The sequence below is a fragment of the Nocardioides sp. NBC_00368 genome (genome assembly GCF_036090055.1).
Classification (GTDB): Bacteria; Actinomycetota; Actinomycetes; order Propionibacteriales; family Nocardioidaceae; genus Nocardioides.
In genome coordinates this window covers 677443-695014 of the sequence record NZ_CP107970.1, presented here as the reverse complement: position 1 = coordinate 695014, position 17572 = coordinate 677443, and the positions used below count along the sequence as shown (strand labels likewise).

At 67.0% G+C, this 17572-nt stretch carries 11 protein-coding genes; 10 read left to right on the top strand and 1 reads right to left on the bottom strand.

Translation table 11 applies throughout. The features are described from left to right. Positions 1 to 17: 17 nt before the first annotated feature. The 8 genes from OG984_RS03160 to OG984_RS03125 all read left to right on the top strand — a co-directional run bounded on the left by OG984_RS03160 (position 18) and on the right by OG984_RS03125 (position 9352). Entirely contained in the window at positions 18 to 797 is a 780-nt protein-coding gene (locus OG984_RS03160; protein ID WP_328530200.1) for a hypothetical protein, read from the top strand. Next, positions 794 to 1495 carry a hypothetical protein gene (locus tag OG984_RS03155; protein WP_328530199.1) on the top strand — a complete coding sequence of 234 codons (702 nt, stop codon included), beginning with the start codon at positions 794 to 796 and terminating at the stop codon, positions 1493 to 1495. The genes OG984_RS03160 and OG984_RS03155 overlap by 4 nt, the downstream gene beginning before the upstream one ends. A 237-nt stretch (positions 1496 to 1732) precedes the next feature. After that, positions 1733 to 2101: a hypothetical protein gene (locus tag OG984_RS03150; RefSeq protein ID WP_328530198.1), complete on the top strand. Its 369-nt coding sequence runs from the start codon at positions 1733 to 1735 to the stop codon at positions 2099 to 2101. 101 nt (positions 2102 to 2202) lie between these two features. Next, a complete protein-coding gene (locus tag OG984_RS03145) occupies positions 2203 to 3177 on the top strand; it encodes a hypothetical protein (RefSeq protein WP_328530197.1) in 975 nt (324 codons plus the stop codon). Between the two features lie 108 nt (positions 3178 to 3285). Continuing rightward, positions 3286 to 5805, top strand: coding sequence for a relaxase MobL (gene mobL / locus OG984_RS03140; RefSeq protein ID WP_328530196.1), 2520 nt, complete (start codon positions 3286 to 3288; stop codon positions 5803 to 5805). Positions 5806 to 5992: 187 nt separating this feature from the next. Further along, complete coding sequence (locus tag OG984_RS03135) at positions 5993 to 6565, top strand: hypothetical protein (RefSeq protein ID WP_328530195.1); 573 nt, start codon at positions 5993 to 5995, stop codon at positions 6563 to 6565. A gap of 544 nt (positions 6566 to 7109) precedes the next feature. Beyond that, a complete protein-coding gene (locus OG984_RS03130; protein ID WP_328530194.1) occupies positions 7110 to 7538 on the top strand; it encodes a hypothetical protein in 429 nt (142 codons plus the stop codon). A gap of 44 nt (positions 7539 to 7582) precedes the next feature. Further along, entirely contained in the window at positions 7583 to 9352 is a 1770-nt protein-coding gene (locus tag OG984_RS03125) for an AAA family ATPase (RefSeq protein ID WP_328530193.1), read from the top strand. A 192-nt stretch (positions 9353 to 9544) separates the two neighbouring features. On the opposite strand, the gene OG984_RS03120 is transcribed toward OG984_RS03125, so the two are convergent. Next, a complete protein-coding gene (locus OG984_RS03120; RefSeq protein ID WP_328530192.1) occupies positions 9545 to 10600 on the bottom strand; it encodes a phosphotransferase in 1056 nt (351 codons plus the stop codon). A 378-nt stretch (positions 10601 to 10978) separates the two neighbouring features. Here OG984_RS03120 and OG984_RS03115 point away from each other — a divergent pair, with 378 nt between their 5' ends. Both OG984_RS03115 and OG984_RS03110 read left to right on the top strand, forming a co-directional pair. Further along, positions 10979 to 13033, top strand: a complete 2055-nt coding sequence (locus OG984_RS03115) for a hypothetical protein (RefSeq protein WP_328530191.1) — start codon at positions 10979 to 10981, stop codon at positions 13031 to 13033. A 177-nt stretch (positions 13034 to 13210) separates the two neighbouring features. Continuing rightward, positions 13211 to 17476: a type IV secretory system conjugative DNA transfer family protein gene (locus OG984_RS03110; RefSeq protein WP_328530190.1), complete on the top strand. Its 4266-nt coding sequence runs from the start codon at positions 13211 to 13213 to the stop codon at positions 17474 to 17476. The last annotated feature ends 96 nt before the right edge of the window (positions 17477 to 17572 follow it).

Sequence of the window (17572 nt, the reverse complement as noted above, 5' to 3'; positions counted from 1 at the left end):
GGCAGGGGCACCGTCGCATGCGGGGCGGTGTCATCGCGATCGTGCTGGTCACCGTCCTCGTGGTGCTTGCGACGGCCACTGAGATGAGTCACTCGAACGAGGAGGAGCGTCGCGAGAGCAACGCCGCCCGGATCACCGCCCTCGAGCAGCGCTTGGCCCAGGCCCGTCGCCGTGCCGATGTGACCAGGCGAGCGGAGGCCCTTTCAGGTCTGGTCGAGGAGGCTACGAAGTCCGCCGAGGCTGTCGCTGTCGGACAGCAGCGCTATGCCGAGCTCGCGTACGCCGCGAACCCTAACGCCTCGGCGACGAGTAAAGCCGGGCCGAGGGGTGATGGTGTTCCCAGCTCCCCGGTGCTGGCGATGGTGCAGCAACGCCGGGTCCAGGCCCCGTACTGGAGCGAGGACTCCCTGGTGGTCGGCCCGGAGGAGGCCTACGTCTTCGACACCGTCGATCCGTTCGGTCCGGGCCAGATCGATCCTCGCTGGCCGTGGTACCTCCACTACAACGGGCCCCGTGCTACTGATCCCGCCACCTACGAGTGGACCACTCTCAGCATCGCCCCTACGACCGAGCCCTTCGAGGACACAGCCCGCACGCCGCGGCTGGTCAAGGTGGTGTGGGTGTGCCAGGAGACCAAGACCGGTGACGTGTTCGCCTGGGCCAGCGCCGTCTACGACGCCGGCACCCGCCGCTTCAGCAGCCTGCACCTGACCACCAGCTCGCACGCCACCCGACCTACCGCACCAACCACCACACCTGATCACCGCAGCCAAGGCAGTGAGAAGGACACGCCATGACGACCACGCCCGATCAGAACGGCCCCATCGAGGAACCGCTCCACGACGCAACGGCGGTGCGGGAGCGCCGCACATGGGCCGTGTGGACCGTGGTGCTGCTGGCCGCGACGCTCCTGGTCCTTCCTGTCATGCAGCTCGGTGACGACCGGGACCTGGTCGACCAGGAGCACCGGATCGAGGAGCTGCGCGCGAGGCTGGCGCAGGCTCGGACCGCGCAGGACAAGGACCACGCCGAGGCCGTTCGGGAGGCACTCGGAACCGATCCTGGCCGCGTCAGGGGCGATACCAGAACGGTCCGTGCGCTGGCTCGGACTGCACTGACCTGGGACTCAGGGGACAGCTATGCGCGAGCGCGCGAGAGCATCCAGCGCCGCTACGGGCTCGGCCCTGGGAGCCAGTTCATGACCGCACTGGTGCCCGCGCCTGCGGTGAACCGAGACTCGCGGGGTGAGTCCTATGACGCGATCGATGCCGCCGGGGCGAACTGTGCCCTGAAGAAACTCGACGTCGCCGTCATCGGCGTGGTCGCGACCGAGTCCAACTATGTGGCCGAGGCGATCGTGACCGTCACCTCCAACACGGTCGAGGACGGCGAGACGGAGCGCCGGGTACTGATGAAGGTCACCCTCGACGCGGCTGGAGAGGTCACAGACGCGTCCGGCCACATCGCCGACGGCCCAACCCGCGAATCCGAATAGCCTTTCACCCACCATTCGAATAGTCATTATTGATAGGCTCCATTCAGGGTAATTGATTGGATCTCAGCTGCCACACCAATGGTCAACCAGAGAGCGAGGCGGACGGTGACAGCAGACCGCAGGCCAGAGCACGACTCCGGCCAAAAGCGTCGCGGCACGCGTTGCCGCGGCCACGGGCACGGGGACGGCACGGACACCGGTGGTGACACCGGTCATGGCGTGACTGGATGGGTTGTGGTGGCGATGATCCGGGTCGCGACGCTGGTGCTGTGCTATCTGATGGTGCTGGTCACGACGGTCAGGGTCATCCCAGTCACCGGTGTCTTCCTGTACGAGAACAGTGGGGTCGGGGCTGATACGCCGCTCAATGCCCAGATCACCTTCTGGCTGATCCCATTCTGCTTCTTGGTGCTCCTCATGCTCATCGCCGAGGTCACCGCGTTCAGGGCACTGTGGGCGCTGGGCAGCCACTGCACCGCGCGTATGAGACGGACCCGGCACACGGGGCCCCTGGGAGACATGGGGCCGGCACAGCGGACACGGCCGCAGGGGAGAAACCTCCCGCAGGTCAACCTGCCGAGGAGCGATGCACGGAGGGCGCGATGAGGATCGCCGGACTGAGGATGGGTGACGCGTGGGCCGGCCGGTTGCTGCGCGAGCGCGGTATCGAGACACGGCAGGAGTCCGACCGGGTCTGCGAGCTGGCGGTGCTGGTCGAGGAGATGACCTTGGGTCACCACGGCCCAGATCGCAACCATCGGCCCTATCTGCATCTGTCGGGTGAGCTCCGATCGGTCCGGCCGGTCGATGGAACCTGGGCCTACGGGATCAAGGAGGTGGTCTACTCCCCCGGTCTTGGTGAGCGGGTCGACGCCTTCTACGAGTTCGATGACACCCAACTGGGTGAACTGGTGACCAAGGGCTACTTCCTGCCGGGGTTCAGCCTGCCGAAGGAGATCATCGGGATCGAGTGGGAGCTTCCGGCCACGGTCGACACATTGGTCGTCGCGCCCGACCCGGCCGGCGCTGAGACCGATATCCCGTTGGTCTTCCTCGAGGTTCGCGACCTGAATGGCCTGGAGGTGACCATGGCCTCTTCCGGGTACGACGTCGCCGCCTACTTCCACGATCAGTCCGAGGCCCTGCTCGACCAGCGCGAGACGCCCTCCGCCCCCATGGCGCCACCGGCCAAGGAGTCCCGGATCAGAAGCGGCGACGCGGGCAGCCTGTTGAGCGGTGACCTCGCCGACGTTGGCGGACTTGGCGATCCGGGCATGGGCGATGGCGATCTCAGCGGTAGCGACCTCGGCGATGGCGACCTGGGCGACGGCGCTACTGCGGTGTCCGAGGAGCTCGTGGGAACCGCGTCGGGTGCGGACCTTGTGAGTGACTTCAGGCGGCAGCTTCAGGAGGCCGAGGAGGTGCTCGATCGTGAGGAGCTGGCCGCCCGGCGGCGGCGCGAGTCCGAGGCCGGCACCCTGGAGAACCTGTACGCCCAGAGGGTCGGGATGCAGATGTCGACGTCCCCGGAGACACTCTCTGTGACCATCGACCCCGCTGGCGCCACAGATGGTCGCGCGGTCAGCCCCGCTAGCGGCTCCGCGGATGTCGCCGCGAAGGACCCCGAGCGTGCGATCGAGCAGGATCCGGGCGATGAGCACGGTACTGACCTGGAGCTGTGACCTTCGGCCCAGGGCGGCACCCGCACTGGTGGGAGCTTGTGCGGGAGGTGCGGGGCGTCCGGGTGCTGCGGATGACCGTGTGAGACGGCCTCGGTGCGGTGAGTAGCGGTGGACTTGAAGCGGTCGGTCGTGGTGGTCAGTGAGTACACGATCAAGTCGCCGATCACCGGGGAGGGCAGCCGCGGGAGCTCTCCGGGCGCCTACGTGGAGCGGTACATGGCACGGGGGCTGGCGGTGGAGTCGCTCGCGCCTGTGCAGCGCTACCGCACCGATGACTTCATCATGCGGTACATGGCACGCGAGTCCGCGGTCGAGCGCGCGTTCACCAGGGGCGCGGTCAAGGACGAGATGCGCGCGGCGCAGGGCCGCGGCGGTGTCGCGTTCGGGTACGGGGCGGCCTCGCTCTCGGATGAGAGTCTGCGGGCGGCCAGCAAGGACATCCAGGCCTGGTTCGACGCCGGGCACACCGTGCTCAAGACGGTGATCAGCTTCGAGGAGGACTACCTGCGCCGACACGGGATCATCGAGGAGGACTTCCATTGCGAGCACCGGGGCGACTATCGCGGCCATATCGACCAAATGAAGCTGAGGCTGGCGATCATGCACGGCCTGAAGCGGATGGCCCAGGGCGCACGCGGCTCCGGCGGCTTCGACGACCTGCGCTACGTCGGGGTGATCCAGGTCGACACCAAGCAGGTCCACTGTCATCTCGCGATGGTCGACGCCGGGCGTGGTCGGCTCGCCGGCGACGGCACCCAGCGAGGCAAGCTCGACTCGGGCCACTTCTCCCGACTCAGGCGAGGCATCGATGCCTGGCTGGACGAGAAACAGACGGTGGCTCGACTCTCCTCCGCGGTCGGGTACGAGCGCCGCAACGTGACCACCTTCATCAAACGCTGGGCACACCAGATGATGCGGACCGAGGCACTCCCCCAGCTCCTGCTCGCCTGCCTGCCCGCCGACCGATCCTTGTGGCGGGCCGGCAGCCGGCGGATCGAGATGCGCAAGGCGGACCGGCTCGTGCGCGAGCTCGTCCTGGAGCAGCTGGAAGGCCCGGGCTCCCCGATGCCGGCGGCGATGGAGACGATCCGCGGCTACGCCGACCAACGCCGCGAGACCGATCGGTTGAGCGTTCGCGAATGGCGACGCCTCCTGGACCAGGGTCGCAACCAAGTGCTGGAGCGCGCTATCAACGGGGTCTACGGGCTCCTGCGCGCACTACCGCCCGACGAGTTCCGGATCCGCACCCCGATGCTCGAGGTGATGGGGATGGACTACCAGCACCTGGCCTCCCTGACTCAGAACACTGGGGCACAGAGCACCGGAGCACAGAGCACCGGGGCCGAGACCGCCACCGCAGCGCGCGCACCGGGGCACCCCGAGACCAACCTGACCACCCCCGCCGCCGCGGTCGACGACGGTGGCGGCGGCATCACCGAGCCTGGGGCCGGCGCGGGACTGCCGCGCGAGGACGATCTGGTCTCCTTCGGGTTTCGCCTCCGCAGCTACTCCTCGCGGCTTGAGCATCACCGCGACTGGCACCGCACCTACCGTGCCCTGGCCCGTGAGTGGGAGAAGGCCGACGTGGCCGGCGCGGCCGCGGCTGACTCGGTGCCGCTGTACGACTTCTACCGCTACGAGGCCGACTGGCACGCACGATGCATTGCCAAGTACACCCACTTCCTCCCGGTCGCGTCCGATCCGAGCGGCTTCTACGAGCAGCAGCAGGCGCTCGCCGAGTACGGTCAGCGGCTGCTCGCCCTGCGGGCGATGCGCGGGGATGCCTCCCTGCAGCGGATGAAGGATGCCGATGAGGCCGAGCGCCTGGGCCGGCAGATCTACGACCAGGCCGGAGGCCGTCTGCTCACCCAGGGTTCGGGCGGCCGGGCCGTCCTGGACGAACGGATCAGGACCATGGCAGGGGTCTATGACGACCGCCTCGAGGAGCTGCGCGAGAACCTGGCCGACGCCGGTCTCGTGCTCCGAATCACCAGGGCCGCTCCTCGAGGAGCCGAAACCAGCATGCCCGGCGGGCCAACCGTCCAAGAAGACGGATCCGAACCCGGCGAGGCAGGCGTATCGGATCATGATGGCCATGAGGGCGATGCGAGTGATGAACGCGGGCTCACGCTTGAGATCGAGCCAGGGGCTCGGTACGACTTCGATGACGTCAAGGGAATCGATCTGCACCATCTCGGCTACGACTTCACCAGCGACGTCGAGGTCGGAGACACGGCACGCGACACGTTCCTCGCCGTCACCGATGAACGGCGCCGACACCTGATCGCCGCCATGGAGTACCTGGAACGCACCAGACAGCGCGAGGTCATCGCGGATCTCCCGGTCGACGACGTCGCCGCCATGGTCCGCACCACCGCGGAGCTCGAAGACCACGCCGGCGAGACAGTTCACGACGGTGAGACGGTTCATGTCCTGCGGTCACGTCTGGCCGAGCTGCAGGCGCTGCCCGGTGGGCAGGCCCCGAGGTCGGCGGCCTCCAGCCTGGACAGTGACCTTGCCGTACGGCTACAGCGACGCATCGAAGACATCGTCCGAGGCGAGACCGGGACAGACCCCGCGGCCGCGGGTGGGGCGGCCGAAGATGTCGCGACCTACGAGACGGACTGAGCACGCTCCCTGGCAACCACCTCAGACCCTCCTCCATTCAGTGTGATTCTGCATGATTTTGGTAAGTCGTTGTGATTTTCACATGACCTACTTATGATCGAAGTCATTCGACCACTTGTCGAAGGCCATTCATGATCACGTCTGAATCGGTAAGGAAACCGGTCAGGATAGAGCAGAGGGGAAGATCATGGTTTCACTCAAGGGGGAGGGCGCGTTCCACGGCGTGAACCTCATCGCTGTCACGCACGAGAACAACGCCACCAAGGACGGTCGGACGCAGTACTTCGACGTCCAGGTCGACGCCCGCGACCGGCGCGGTGCCGACCAGACCAACCTTCACCTGGTCTCCGACCGGGTCGAGAAGGACGGTGTCACCCGCTATAACAACGGAGCCCCCTACCGGGCCTCCCAGTTCGAGGCGATCAAGGCCACCGCCGGCCCCAATAGCGAGCCGATTACCAACAAGGCCGGCGAGCCCATCGGGACCGCCTATGGCATCAAGGCCGACCTGATGCCCGCCGGCACCGGCAAGGGTCTGCTCATCAACACCCAGACGCTGGCCCAGTCGGACTTCAAGGTCGACCAGGACACGCTCGACCACCAGTTCGCCGCCATGAAGACCGCCAAGCAGGCCCGGGCCGCCGCAACGAACGAGGCCGAGGTGGCGGCTCAGGCCGAGGTCTCCTCGCCGGCCGAGCCGGCGGCACAGTCTGCCGCATTGGCGCAGGCCAACGCGGCCGAGCTCGAGCCGCAGGTCTGAGGAGACTCGAGACGCAGGTTTCAAGGCAGCCAACCACGGCGGTGGCGATCGCCGCGTCGGCTGTCCAGATCCGATACCCAGATCAGATGCATCGGCGGACCAGGGCGCGGGACATCACTCCACCCCTGGTTCGCCCCGTTTTGACGCGAGCGGCGACCCCGTTACCCGGTTGGCCGCCTGCAGGAGGGGTCAGGTGAGGGCGATGGTGCGACTCAATGGGAACGAGCGAACCGGGGTGAACCTGCTGGTCAGGACCACGCATCTCTATCAGCCACGCGATGCCCGCGGCGAAGACGGTCTGAGGCATCTGACAGCCCCGCCACCCGGGTACGAGAGCGGGGCGTGGGTGCGGCACGTCGAGATACAGGTCGATGCCCGCGACCCGCGAGGGCGGGGCCAGCGATGCCTGAGCCCGGTAGGTGGCCCACGCGAGCGTCGCGGCAACACGATCCCCTACACGGTCACAGGCATCGAGAGACTCCGGGCCGCCGGCCGGACCGATGGCCACAACCGTGTCCTCGGGACCGAGGAGTCCACCGAGATCATGGCCTTCAAGGCTGACCTGCTGTCCGGGACCCGGCACGGCGAGCTCGTCCCGATGCTGGCCACCGCGACCGCCTCGGACTACGCACTCAGCGAGCAGACCTGGCCCGAGCAGGACCTCGCCATGCAGGGCGCGATCGAGCGAGCAGCCAGACGTGACTCCACCGGCATGAGGATCGAGGCACCCGGTAGGCAGCTCCGGACCCACCCCGAGACCCAGCGCGAGCCCCGGTCCGGGAGCGAGGTCCAACTCGGCGCTCGGCGCGATGACCCGGTCGCACTGGGCCAGCTCATCTATCCCCACGCCGCCTCGCAGCTGCTCCGACATGGCGAGCACGACGTACGCCAGCACGAGGTGCGCCCGCCGGAGGCACGCCAGGAGGCCGCACGCGAGCAGGGTGCGCGAGACGAGGAGTGGTTCTCATTCTGACGGCAGACGATGCCCGACGGCCGCCAGATACAGGGGGCGATCTGATGGTGCCCTCCGCAGGGCGTCTCAACGCGGGCTATCCGTTGCTCGGTCGGCTGGCGGGTCCGTTGCGGTCTGCGCGGCGTGCGGTGGTGGGGCGTGAGCACGAGACCTCGCAGCTGTTGGCCGCGATGCGGCGCCCGGAGCTGTGCAACGCGCTGCTGTTGGGTGAGCCGGGCTCGGGCAAGACCACGCTCGTCCAGGGTCTGATGGTTGCCGACCCGAGCCGCCTCTACCTGGAGGTCGACCCGGCCCGGATGATCGCCGAGGCGGGCACGGCGGCGAAGATGGCGGCCCTGCTCAAGGGGTTCTTCGACGAGGCGGAGGCCTACGTCGGCGACGAGGGCCGCGAGCTGGTGCTGTTCGTCGACGAGTTCCACCAGATCGTCCAGCTCTCCCCCGCCGCGGTCGAGGCCATCAAGTCCGTGCTGGCCGGCTCCGGGACCCGCGGTATCCGCATCATCGCAGCGACCACCTACGACGACTTCCACCACCACCTCTCCCCCAACCAGGCCCTGGTCGAACGGCTGCAGCGGATCAACCTCTCCCCACCCGACCAGGCCACCTGCGTTCGGATCCTGTCGGGCATGGCCGAGCACTACGGTGTGGCCGCCCAGTTCCGCGACGACCACATCTTTCGACTGATCCACGACTACACCGAGCGCTACGTGCCCGCCTCCTCCCAGCCCCGCAAGTCGATCCTCGTGCTCGATGCCATGGTGGGCTGGCACCGCGAGACCAACCGGGCGCTGGACAAGTCACTGCTGGCCGAGGTGCTGCGGGAGTCGACCGGGGTCAACGTCGCCTTCGACGTCGAGGCCGTCTCGATCAAGTCCCAGCTCGACGCGACCGTGTTCAGCCAGGACCTGGCCACCTCGGTGATCGCGCGCCGGCTGCAGCTGTGCGTGGCCGACCTCAACGACCCCAGCCGGCCGATGACCTCGCTGCTGTTCAGCGGCAGCACCGGCGTGGGCAAGACCGAGACCGTCAAGCAGCTGGCACGGATCCTGTTCGGCGATGACCAGCGTCACCTGATCCGGTTCGACATGACCGAGTTCGCCTCCGACGACACCCTCACCCTGTTCCGCTCCGAGCTCACCCGCAAGGTCTGGGACCGCCCGCACGCGGTCCTACTCTTCGACGAGATCGAAAAGGCGTCCGCGCTGGTCACCCGTGTGCTGCTCCAGGTCCTCGACGACGCTCGCCTCAGCGACGAGAACAACCGCGAGGTCTCCTTCCTCAACACCTACATCGTGTTGACCACGAACGCTGGCTCGGAGATCTACTCCACCATCGCCCAGTACGAAGCCGACGACACCGGATCCGGCCAGCGGCTGCACAAGTACGAGAAGCTGATCAGGCATTCACTCTCGACAACCGCCGCGGAGAACCGGTTCCCGCCCGAGCTCCTCGGCCGCATCGACGGGATCGTCCCGTTCCAGCCGCTCTCACGGGCCACCCAGAACACGATCATCTCCCACAAGCTGCAAGCGCTGCGGCGCGAGGTGATGACGAAACACAACGTGCGCCTCGACATCTCCACGAAGGTGCTGCAGTACCTGGTCGAGGACAAGGGCGATACCGACTCAGATGCAGGAGGCGCCCGCACCGCGGTGGCAAGGATGAACGACGAGGTCACCACCGCGGTGGCCGCCTTCATCAACACCCACCCGACACAGCGGATGATCCGAGTCGACGTCGAAGGCGAACTCGCCTCAGACCACAAGACGCTACTGCACGGTGACGCCCACATCGTCGTCTCCCCGAGCCGATGACGAGCAGCCCGATGACAGCAGCCCCGTCTACCGCACCCGTTTCGCCCAGCGTCGCCGCGGGCAACCCACGGACGCCCGGTCGCCACGGACGCCCGGTCGCCCCGGACGACGCGCCGCCGGACCTGCCGGGCGCTCCCCCGGCGACACAGCGTCATAGTGCCGGCGCCCCGTGCCGTTCGTGGTCACAGGGGTTCACGGCATCGTCGCGAATGCGGCCTGCACCTGCGTGCGTCGGGTGGTCCACCAATGCAGGAGCCGTTCGGCGGGAAGGAAGAGGTGGTCACAGGAGGGGTCGTTGCGGTCGTAGTGGAAGACGAGGTGCCAGTAGTCCGACACGCGTTTCCACCACAACCGCTCGACTGCGTCGGCCAGAGCTGGCACCGAGATCGGCACGACCGAGCGGTAGCCCGCGACGAACTTCGCGGTCCGCGCCAGGTCGAGCGCGCCGTCGTCGCTCGCGAACTGCACGGTGGCGGTGCGGGCGACCTCCTCCCCGAGCGGTCGGATGCGGATGCGGTCCCAGTCGATCACACCGACCACCGTGGCATCGCGCCACAGGACGTTGCACTGTTGCAGATCGCCGTGGGTCCAGCCGATCGGACCGGCCGCGATCGCGCTTCCGGGGCGCTCACCGTCGCAGGTGTCCAGCAACCTTTTGCGCTCGTGCAGGACCCTGACTGCATCGGTGTCGAAGGCCCTCGGGTGCTCAAGGGAGGCGATCCGGGCCAGGAGTCGGTCCGCTTCAGCACGGGCCGCGGCACCGGTCGTCACCGGAGGGGCCATCGGCAGGGATGCGGGCGGTAGGAGAGGTGCGAGGCGCTTGCTGTTCAACTGGCGGTGGATAACGCTCAATGCAACACCGAGGTCGGCGGCCTGGCCCTCACTGAGCGCTGTCCCTGGCAGGTGGTCACCTTCGATCCATGGGATCAGGCAGTAGGAGCGCCCGTCGACCTCTGCCACGGTCTCTCCACCGGAGGTGAGCCACGGGGGCCTGGCCGGAGTGGCCCCATCGGCCAGTTCGGAGAGCACCGCGAGGTTGCGCCGGGCAACGGAGGGCGCCACGTCGCGCAGCCGCTTCAACGCGAAGACTCCCGCGACGGTCTCAACCCGCCAGTTGTCGTTCATCAGGCCAGAGGGCAGGAAACGACACGACCAGACCTCACCCAGGCCGAAGGACTCGCACAGGGCCGCCAGGTCGTGCGCGACGTCCGGACGGCGCGAACTGGCGGCGTGGTCGATCGGCTCCATCTCGCACCAGGTTAGTTTGCTGGCGACCCGGCGCCATGGCACCACGCACGTGGACAGCCGACACCCTGGCCGAGCCGCGAGGTGGGCCGACACGGTGAAGCGTCCTCGCCTCGCCACCGGCCGACTACCAGGACTAACGGAATCGAGACCTTGCCGACTCCGAGGACCCTGCGCGGCCGCGGCTCGCCAGCGACCGTGGCCAGGACTCACCCGAGACGACCAACCAACAAAGATCATTCACGCGACCATTTAAAGATGATTCGGGCGTTATCATCGTGTCTTATTGGTAACGAGACCGAATCGTCGTCATCAAAGGTTGTTGGCGGTTGTTCGGTCCCGGCTCGTGACAGATCACCTCAAGACAGGGGAATGGGTCCGATGGCACTGTTCAGCGGCTCGAAACAGAAGGCGAGGCCGAGGAAGCCTGAGCGGCTGCTGTCCTCGGTAGTGCGCGAGACGACCGTCCCCGCTGCGGTTGAGCTGTTGCGCTGCAACCAGCGCTTCGTCTTCCCCAACGGCAGCTCCTGGGCGTGTCTCCTGCTCAAGTCGGACGCGATCGGTGGCCTCTCACGCCAGCACGGCCGCGACGAGGCCAAGGGCTCGATCATCGAGTTGATCGACTCCGATCAGATCCAGACCGTCGCCACCGCGGAGATGCTGGCCGAGGAGATCTTCGGGATCATCCCGACTCCGCAGACTTTGGAGCGGATGGGCGAGTTCTCTCTCCTCACTGGCGCCACCTATGCCTGGGCGGTCCTGCGTACAGATCCGACCGACCCGCACCAGATCATCATCAACATCGCGGGTGGGGCCACCTTCACCCAGGCCGAGCAGGTCGAGGCAGGCACGCTCAGCCTCGAGGCAGCCGTCGGCGCCCAGGCCTGGGTCGACAACGGCGGCAACAGCACCGCGCCCCACCGACCCGGCGGGGACGCCGGAGCCGATTGGGTCGGCCCGGACACCGAGGAGTTCAACGGAGTCCTCCACGAGAGCCCCAACGAAGCAGACCCCGACGAGGACCTCGGCTCGGACTCCGGCTCGGACTCCGGGGCCGATTTCGATGAGGAACGGCCGGTCTTCTCATCTGACGCCGGGCACATCGAAGCCAGGCCCGATGCCAGCACACACGACGGCGGCGAGGCGGGCTTCGACGAGGACAGTGACGATGACGCCGAAGAGGAGAGCGCCGAGGAGAACGGCGGGGATCCGGAGGCGCTCGTGGATGAGCAGCAGGTCCAGGTCGCGATCGCACGACGGTTCCTCAGCGACGACCTCGACCTCAAGATCGGGTTGGAGGAGTTCAACGCGATCTTCGACCTAACCCCACCTGGCACTCAGATCGGGACACCCGAGGGCCTGACCGGGTGGCTCGGGGAACAGGTGGCTCAGGCGGTTCGCCAGGCCAACGCCGCGCTGGCCCATCGCCGCGAGACTCATCGCCTAGAGCTGCGGAGCCTGTATGTGAAGCTGATGAGCCAGCACCTGGAGTGGGTCAGCTCCGCGGTGTCCACCTCAGGCGAGGGCTCGACCTACGAGAAGCTCAGCCACAGGGCACAAGCCGAGCGTGAAGCCGCACTGGACTCGTCCGCCGACCGGGTGCGGGAGGTCCACGACAAGATCCGTGCCGACTTCGAGACCGAGGTCCAAGCGGTCGCTGATCGAGCGGCCCGCCACGCCGAGGGCCTCTTCCGCGACAAGCAACGCGGACGCCTGGAGCGTCAGCTCCTCGAGGCCGGCACGAACCTGGCCAGGCTCGACGAGGACGCCCACACCCAGGCTCAGATACGGATCCGCGAGCTCCGCAGGCGCGACGCCCAGGTGAAGGTCGAGGTCGGCCGGACCAGGGTGCTCGCCGTGATCGGTGACGAGCAGACCAAGCAACTGGCCGCCGAGGAGGAGCTGCTGGCGCAGTGGAGCCAGGAGATCTTGCGGATCGTCGATGAGAACCGTAAGGCCGACATCAGCCGGGCCCAGAGTCTGGCCGAGGATCTGGAGCGTAGGGACACGATCAGCACGCTCGAGGCCGAACACGCTCAGAGGCTGAACCGGCTCGAGGCGACTCATGCCGACCACGTCCGGCAGCTGGAGGAGCGTCTGGAGGCGGCGCGGCGCGAGGCGAGCGCCCGAGCGGAGGCTCTGACCGCCGAGTGGCGGGGTCGCGTGGAGCTGGAGACCGCGAAGGCGGCAGCCGAGATCAGCCGCAGCGGTCATCTCATCAACGAGCTGAACGCGCTGAAGGCCGACTCCGAGTCCCGGCTGCAGCGACGCGAGGCCGAGCTTCAAGCCGACAAGGAGTCCTACGCCACAGAGCTGGAGCGCGCCGGAAAGATCCAGTCGCGATCCAACAAGGTCATGACCGTGCTGATCGTCGCCATGGCACTGGCGGCCTTCCTCCTCGGCGCGGTCTTCGGCGTCGCTCTCGTCGTCAGCTGAAGCTGCCGGAGCGCTCAGGCGGGTCGCCCTCCACTCCCCCGGCGGCTTCACCGCAGGCCAGGCGAGGTGCCCCGCTGAAGCGCCCGAGTCCCGGCCACCTCATCACGTACGCCTGGCTCGTGTCGCCTCCCTTGACTCGATTGCTCAGGCCCCACGCACGCAGGAGGGATATCCACGATGGGCAGCAAGCGCAGGGCCGCACGACCGAAGGCGACCAGCTGGGACAAGGTCTCTGCCCAGGAGACCGACCAGACCCTCGCCCACCGCGACGTCTACGAAGGACAGCAGCTCGACCGCGGCAAGATCGCCGCCACCAGGGCCAAGACCCCACGCATGATCGTTGCCGTCGCCATCGGTGTGATCGCGTTCCTGATCGCATGGATCGCCTACTCCCTGCTCGCCACGGCCCTCGGCGCCCTCAGCGACGAGCTCGAGGACATGGGTACCCAGAACCGCACAGGTCAGGGTTCGCCCCGGTCGACCTACTACGTGAGCGCCACTCGCAGCGGTGAGGGTGGGGTCCCCCAGATCTGCTATCGGCCCGTCGACCAGGACGGTCGCCCCGTCGGCACCAAGTGCTACCGCTCCCGGACCCAGGTCCCGGTGCCTGCCTGGTACCGGGCCCAACAGCAGGAGACGCCGACCGACAAGGGCAACGGCCACGGTAGCGGGGGTGATCGAAGCTCCCCGGGCGGTCGCGGTGACGGCGGGGAGGGCGCGGTGCGGCGTGGGCTGGTCTCGGTGAGCGGGTTCAAGCTGCTCACGAGTCTCGGGGCCGGTGGTCTCGCCGGTCTGTCCCTGGGGTCGTGGCTGTCGCGTCGGGTCGACTCCGAGAACCTGATGAACGACACCACCGACATCAACCAGCACCACAACGACCAGCACATCGCACTGCCCGAGGAGGTCCAGCGCCAGTTCGACTGGTTCCCCGACGCAGGTGCACACTCCTCGATCCAGGTCAGCTCGATGATCAGCCACGCCATGCTCCTCAACAAGGGCCTGGACCGCACCCGGCTGGCACGCCACGCGTCCGGTGATATCCGCGACGAGGACGGCGACCTGATCGCCCACAGGGGTGAGATGCTCACCGACGCCGAGGGTGAGCCGATCCTGGCGAGCGCGCCGATGATCGATGAGGCCTTCGGCACCGACCTCTTCGACGCCTCCGGTCTCCCGCAGGACAAGCGCCTGCGCAAGCGCTATGACACCACCAAGATCCCGTACAACCCCAAGAACGCCGACCGTAACAAGCTCGGCGGCTATGACCGCGTCTGCGACCTGATCAACAAGGACTGGTCCCTTCCCTGCTACGAGGTCCAGCGACCCGCTGGTGCCTACATCGTCGACACCTCCCCGGTGAACACGATGGTGCTGGCCATCACCCGCGCGGGAAAGGGTCAGACCTACATCGAGCCGATGCTCGACATGTGGTCGCGGGAGAAGAAGCCATCGAACATGGTGATCAACGACCCCAAGGGCGAGCTCTTGGTCAAGAACTACGTCCCGTTCTCCCGACGGGGGTATGAGGTCGTTCAGTTCAACCTCATCAACGCGATGAAGACCGACATCTACAACCCGCTCGGGATGGCCGCGGAGGCCGCCCGCGAGGGCGACTCGGCCAAGTGCGCCCTGTACGTGGAGAACATCGCCGACGTCTTTTTCCCCCTCGACGGCGCCGAGGACCCGGTGTGGCCCAACGCCGCCAACAACGCCTTCAAGCGCGCCGCCTACGGGCTCATCGACTTCTACCTCGAAGAAGAGCGCGAGATGCGCGAGCACGCTGCTGCCACCGGGATGGACCCCGAGACACTCGAGGCCAACCTCGACGACATGTGGGGCAAGGTCACCCTCTACAACTGCTACCAGCTCTTCGTGCAGCTGACCTCGAAGAAGCTCAAGTCCCCCATCGCCGACCTGGAACGCCGCATCAAGGCCGGCGAATACGACCACCGCACACCTGAGGGCGCGATTGGTTCCGAGGGCGGTGTCGGGACCGGTGCCCCTGGTGGCGTGAATCAGGAGGCCATCGACGAGGCCCGGGCGGTGGCGGAGCGCCAGGAGTTCCTGTGGGAGGGCAAGGGCGAGCAGGACATGCTCACGCTCTTCTTCAACGCCACCGAGGCGTTGCCGACCAACACGATGCGCACTCTGATCGCGAACGCCAACAACGCCCTGCGGGCCATGGCCGGTGCGGAGAAGATGCTCGCCTCGGTCTACGGGATTGCGATCACTGCCATGTCGTTCTTCACCGATCCGACCATCTCCACCCTCACCTCCGGGACCCCCTCACAAAACGCCGACCTGGGCGGGCTGAGCTTCCCTCGGCGGCTGGGTGTCCGGTTCGCGGCCGACTTCCTCAAGCGCAACCACCTCATCGGCCAGCAGGCGCTGTGGCGCGCCTACGCCGACCCGGAGTTCACCCGGGACCTCGGTGCGGACTTCGAGCACTCCGACATCGTCTCGCGCGAGGGCTGGGCCCGGTACTACTTCAAGGGCATCTTCCCCGCCGAGCAGGCCTGGCTGAAGCTCGAGCTGGTCAACCCAGCGACCGGGATGCTGGTACGCACCTTCCGCTTCCACTTCAAGAAGGGCTACCAGACCTCACTCAACGGCCGCCACTACGTCCTCGAGCCCGTCACCGGCAAGAAGATCGTCAAGAACGGCGTCCTGCGCGAACTGATCCCCGAACGACACAACCGGCGCAACAACCCCGAAGGCGCGAGCAGCGCGAACCAGACCAGCGCGACGAGCAGGGACGGCGACGTCGGCGAGAGCGATCGGACCATTGGGGCTGCCGAGACCAGCGAGGTTTCCGGCTCCGGCTATGAGCCGGGCGACACCCTCTATCCGCACACCAGGTTGGTGAACATGCGCAACCCGGAGAAGGTCACCACGCGCTCGCGTGCGATCACCCAGACGATGGTGCGCTACTCCGAGGCACCCAAGGCCGTCTTCTTGGTCACCCCGCCGCACCTGATGAAGTACGCCAAGCTGATCTTGATCCTGGTCAAGCAGCTGGTCGACCTCAACTTCGACAAGTCCTACATGACCAAGACCTCACAGAAACCGCTGTACCGGACCCGGTTCATGCTCGACGAGCTCGGCAACCTGCAGTCCGAAGGCCATGGCATCGCCGGGTTCGAGACGATGCTCTCGATCGGCCTGGGCCAGGAGCAGCAATTCACCCTGATCCTGCAGACACTGCAACAGCTGCGTGATGTCTACGGGGAGTCGGTGGACAAGATCGTCCAGGGCAACACCTCCAACATCGTCTTCCTCAAGTCCACCGACGACACCATGATCGAGACCCTGGAGAAGATGTCCGGCAAGCGGCACCGGACCTACCGCAAGTCCAAGCAGGTCACCCAGAACCTCGACCAGGTCATCCACAAGACCGACGGCCGGGTCATTTACACCATGGAGACCGTCGAGGAGCCCGTCATCTCCTACAACGACATGGCCTTCATCCCACCTAACAACTCCGTCGTCTTCCGAGCCGGGGACGCCCCGGTGTGGAACCGCAACGAGACCATCCTGCCGATGATGTGGAAGCTCGGCGGCAACAAGATCGTCCACCCGGGCCACGACTACTCCCTGCAGACCATCCCAACACTGTCCACGGCCCTCGACTTCGACGTACGCCGCAACCAGCCCAACTTCATCGCAATGCTCGACAAACGCCTGGCTCAAGCCGTCTGCGCCGGCGACGCCAAACTGCTCTACAGCAGCGCACATGGCTACACCAGCTTCGACATCGAGCGCCTCGACCCCGACGTCTACGCCGACGAGGTCATGGAGATCATCGGATCGATGACCGCCGAGGAGACCCACCACGAGGTCTCCGAGGCAACCATCCTCGACGCCGACGACTTCGCCGCCAGGATGTGCAGCGACCCGGACGCCTTCGTGGACAACATCGCCGTGGCCACCGAAGTCGCCGAACGAGCCGCCCGCCAGGCCCAGATGGCCCGACCGCTCTACGCCGAGGGCCTCATCTCCCCCGACATGCTGATCCATCCCGACGGCACCGCCAAGACCGGCGCATTGGCCAAGGAGATCGCCGAGGCCTACCGCCGCTGCATCGTCGACCTGGAACGCGACACCGACCACTTCAGCCTCGGCGGCGACGGAGAGCTACGCAGCGCCGACGGCACCCACACCTACATCACCACCATCCGATCCGACGCGCTGCGCACCGCCCTCGACAAACTCCACCGCGCCGGCAGCGATCCCGGGACCCGCGTCTACGCCGAGACAGAGACCGACGGGACCGGCGGGAGCGAGGGGCCCGGCCGGATCGGTTTCGGAGACCTCAACACCATGAGCACCATCGAGATCCACCCCGACCTCTACACCTACCTCGCCTCATTGCCCACCTGGGAACACCTTGCCAGCGGCCGGTTCGACCGCGCCATGGCCGTCGAGATCCGCAACAACAGCTGACGCCACATCGCTGCAAACAGCGTCCGCCGCGAACGACCCGATCGCGATGCGAGCCCAGAAGCGACCGTGCCGACAGAGCGCCTCCCCCGAACTCGC

Excerpts from the sequence above, each read along its gene's own strand:
- OG984_RS03110 (WP_328530190.1), top strand. The coding sequence starts at position 13,211 with ATGGGCAGCAAGCGCAGGGCCGCACGACCGAAGGCGACCAGCTGGGAC.
- OG984_RS03135 (WP_328530195.1), top strand. The coding sequence starts at position 5,993 with ATGGTTTCACTCAAGGGGGAGGGCGCGTTCCACGGCGTGAACCTCATC.
- OG984_RS03115 (WP_328530191.1), top strand. The coding sequence starts at position 10,979 with ATGGCACTGTTCAGCGGCTCGAAACAGAAGGCGAGGCCGAGGAAGCCT.
- OG984_RS03120 (WP_328530192.1), bottom strand. The coding sequence starts at position 10,600 with ATGGAGCCGATCGACCACGCCGCCAGTTCGCGCCGTCCGGACGTCGCG.
- OG984_RS03125 (WP_328530193.1), top strand. The coding sequence starts at position 7,583 with ATGGTGCCCTCCGCAGGGCGTCTCAACGCGGGCTATCCGTTGCTCGGT.
- OG984_RS03160 (WP_328530200.1), top strand. The coding sequence starts at position 18 with ATGCGGGGCGGTGTCATCGCGATCGTGCTGGTCACCGTCCTCGTGGTG.
- OG984_RS03155 (WP_328530199.1), top strand. The coding sequence starts at position 794 with ATGACGACCACGCCCGATCAGAACGGCCCCATCGAGGAACCGCTCCAC.
- OG984_RS03130 (WP_328530194.1), top strand. The coding sequence starts at position 7,110 with ATGGCCTTCAAGGCTGACCTGCTGTCCGGGACCCGGCACGGCGAGCTC.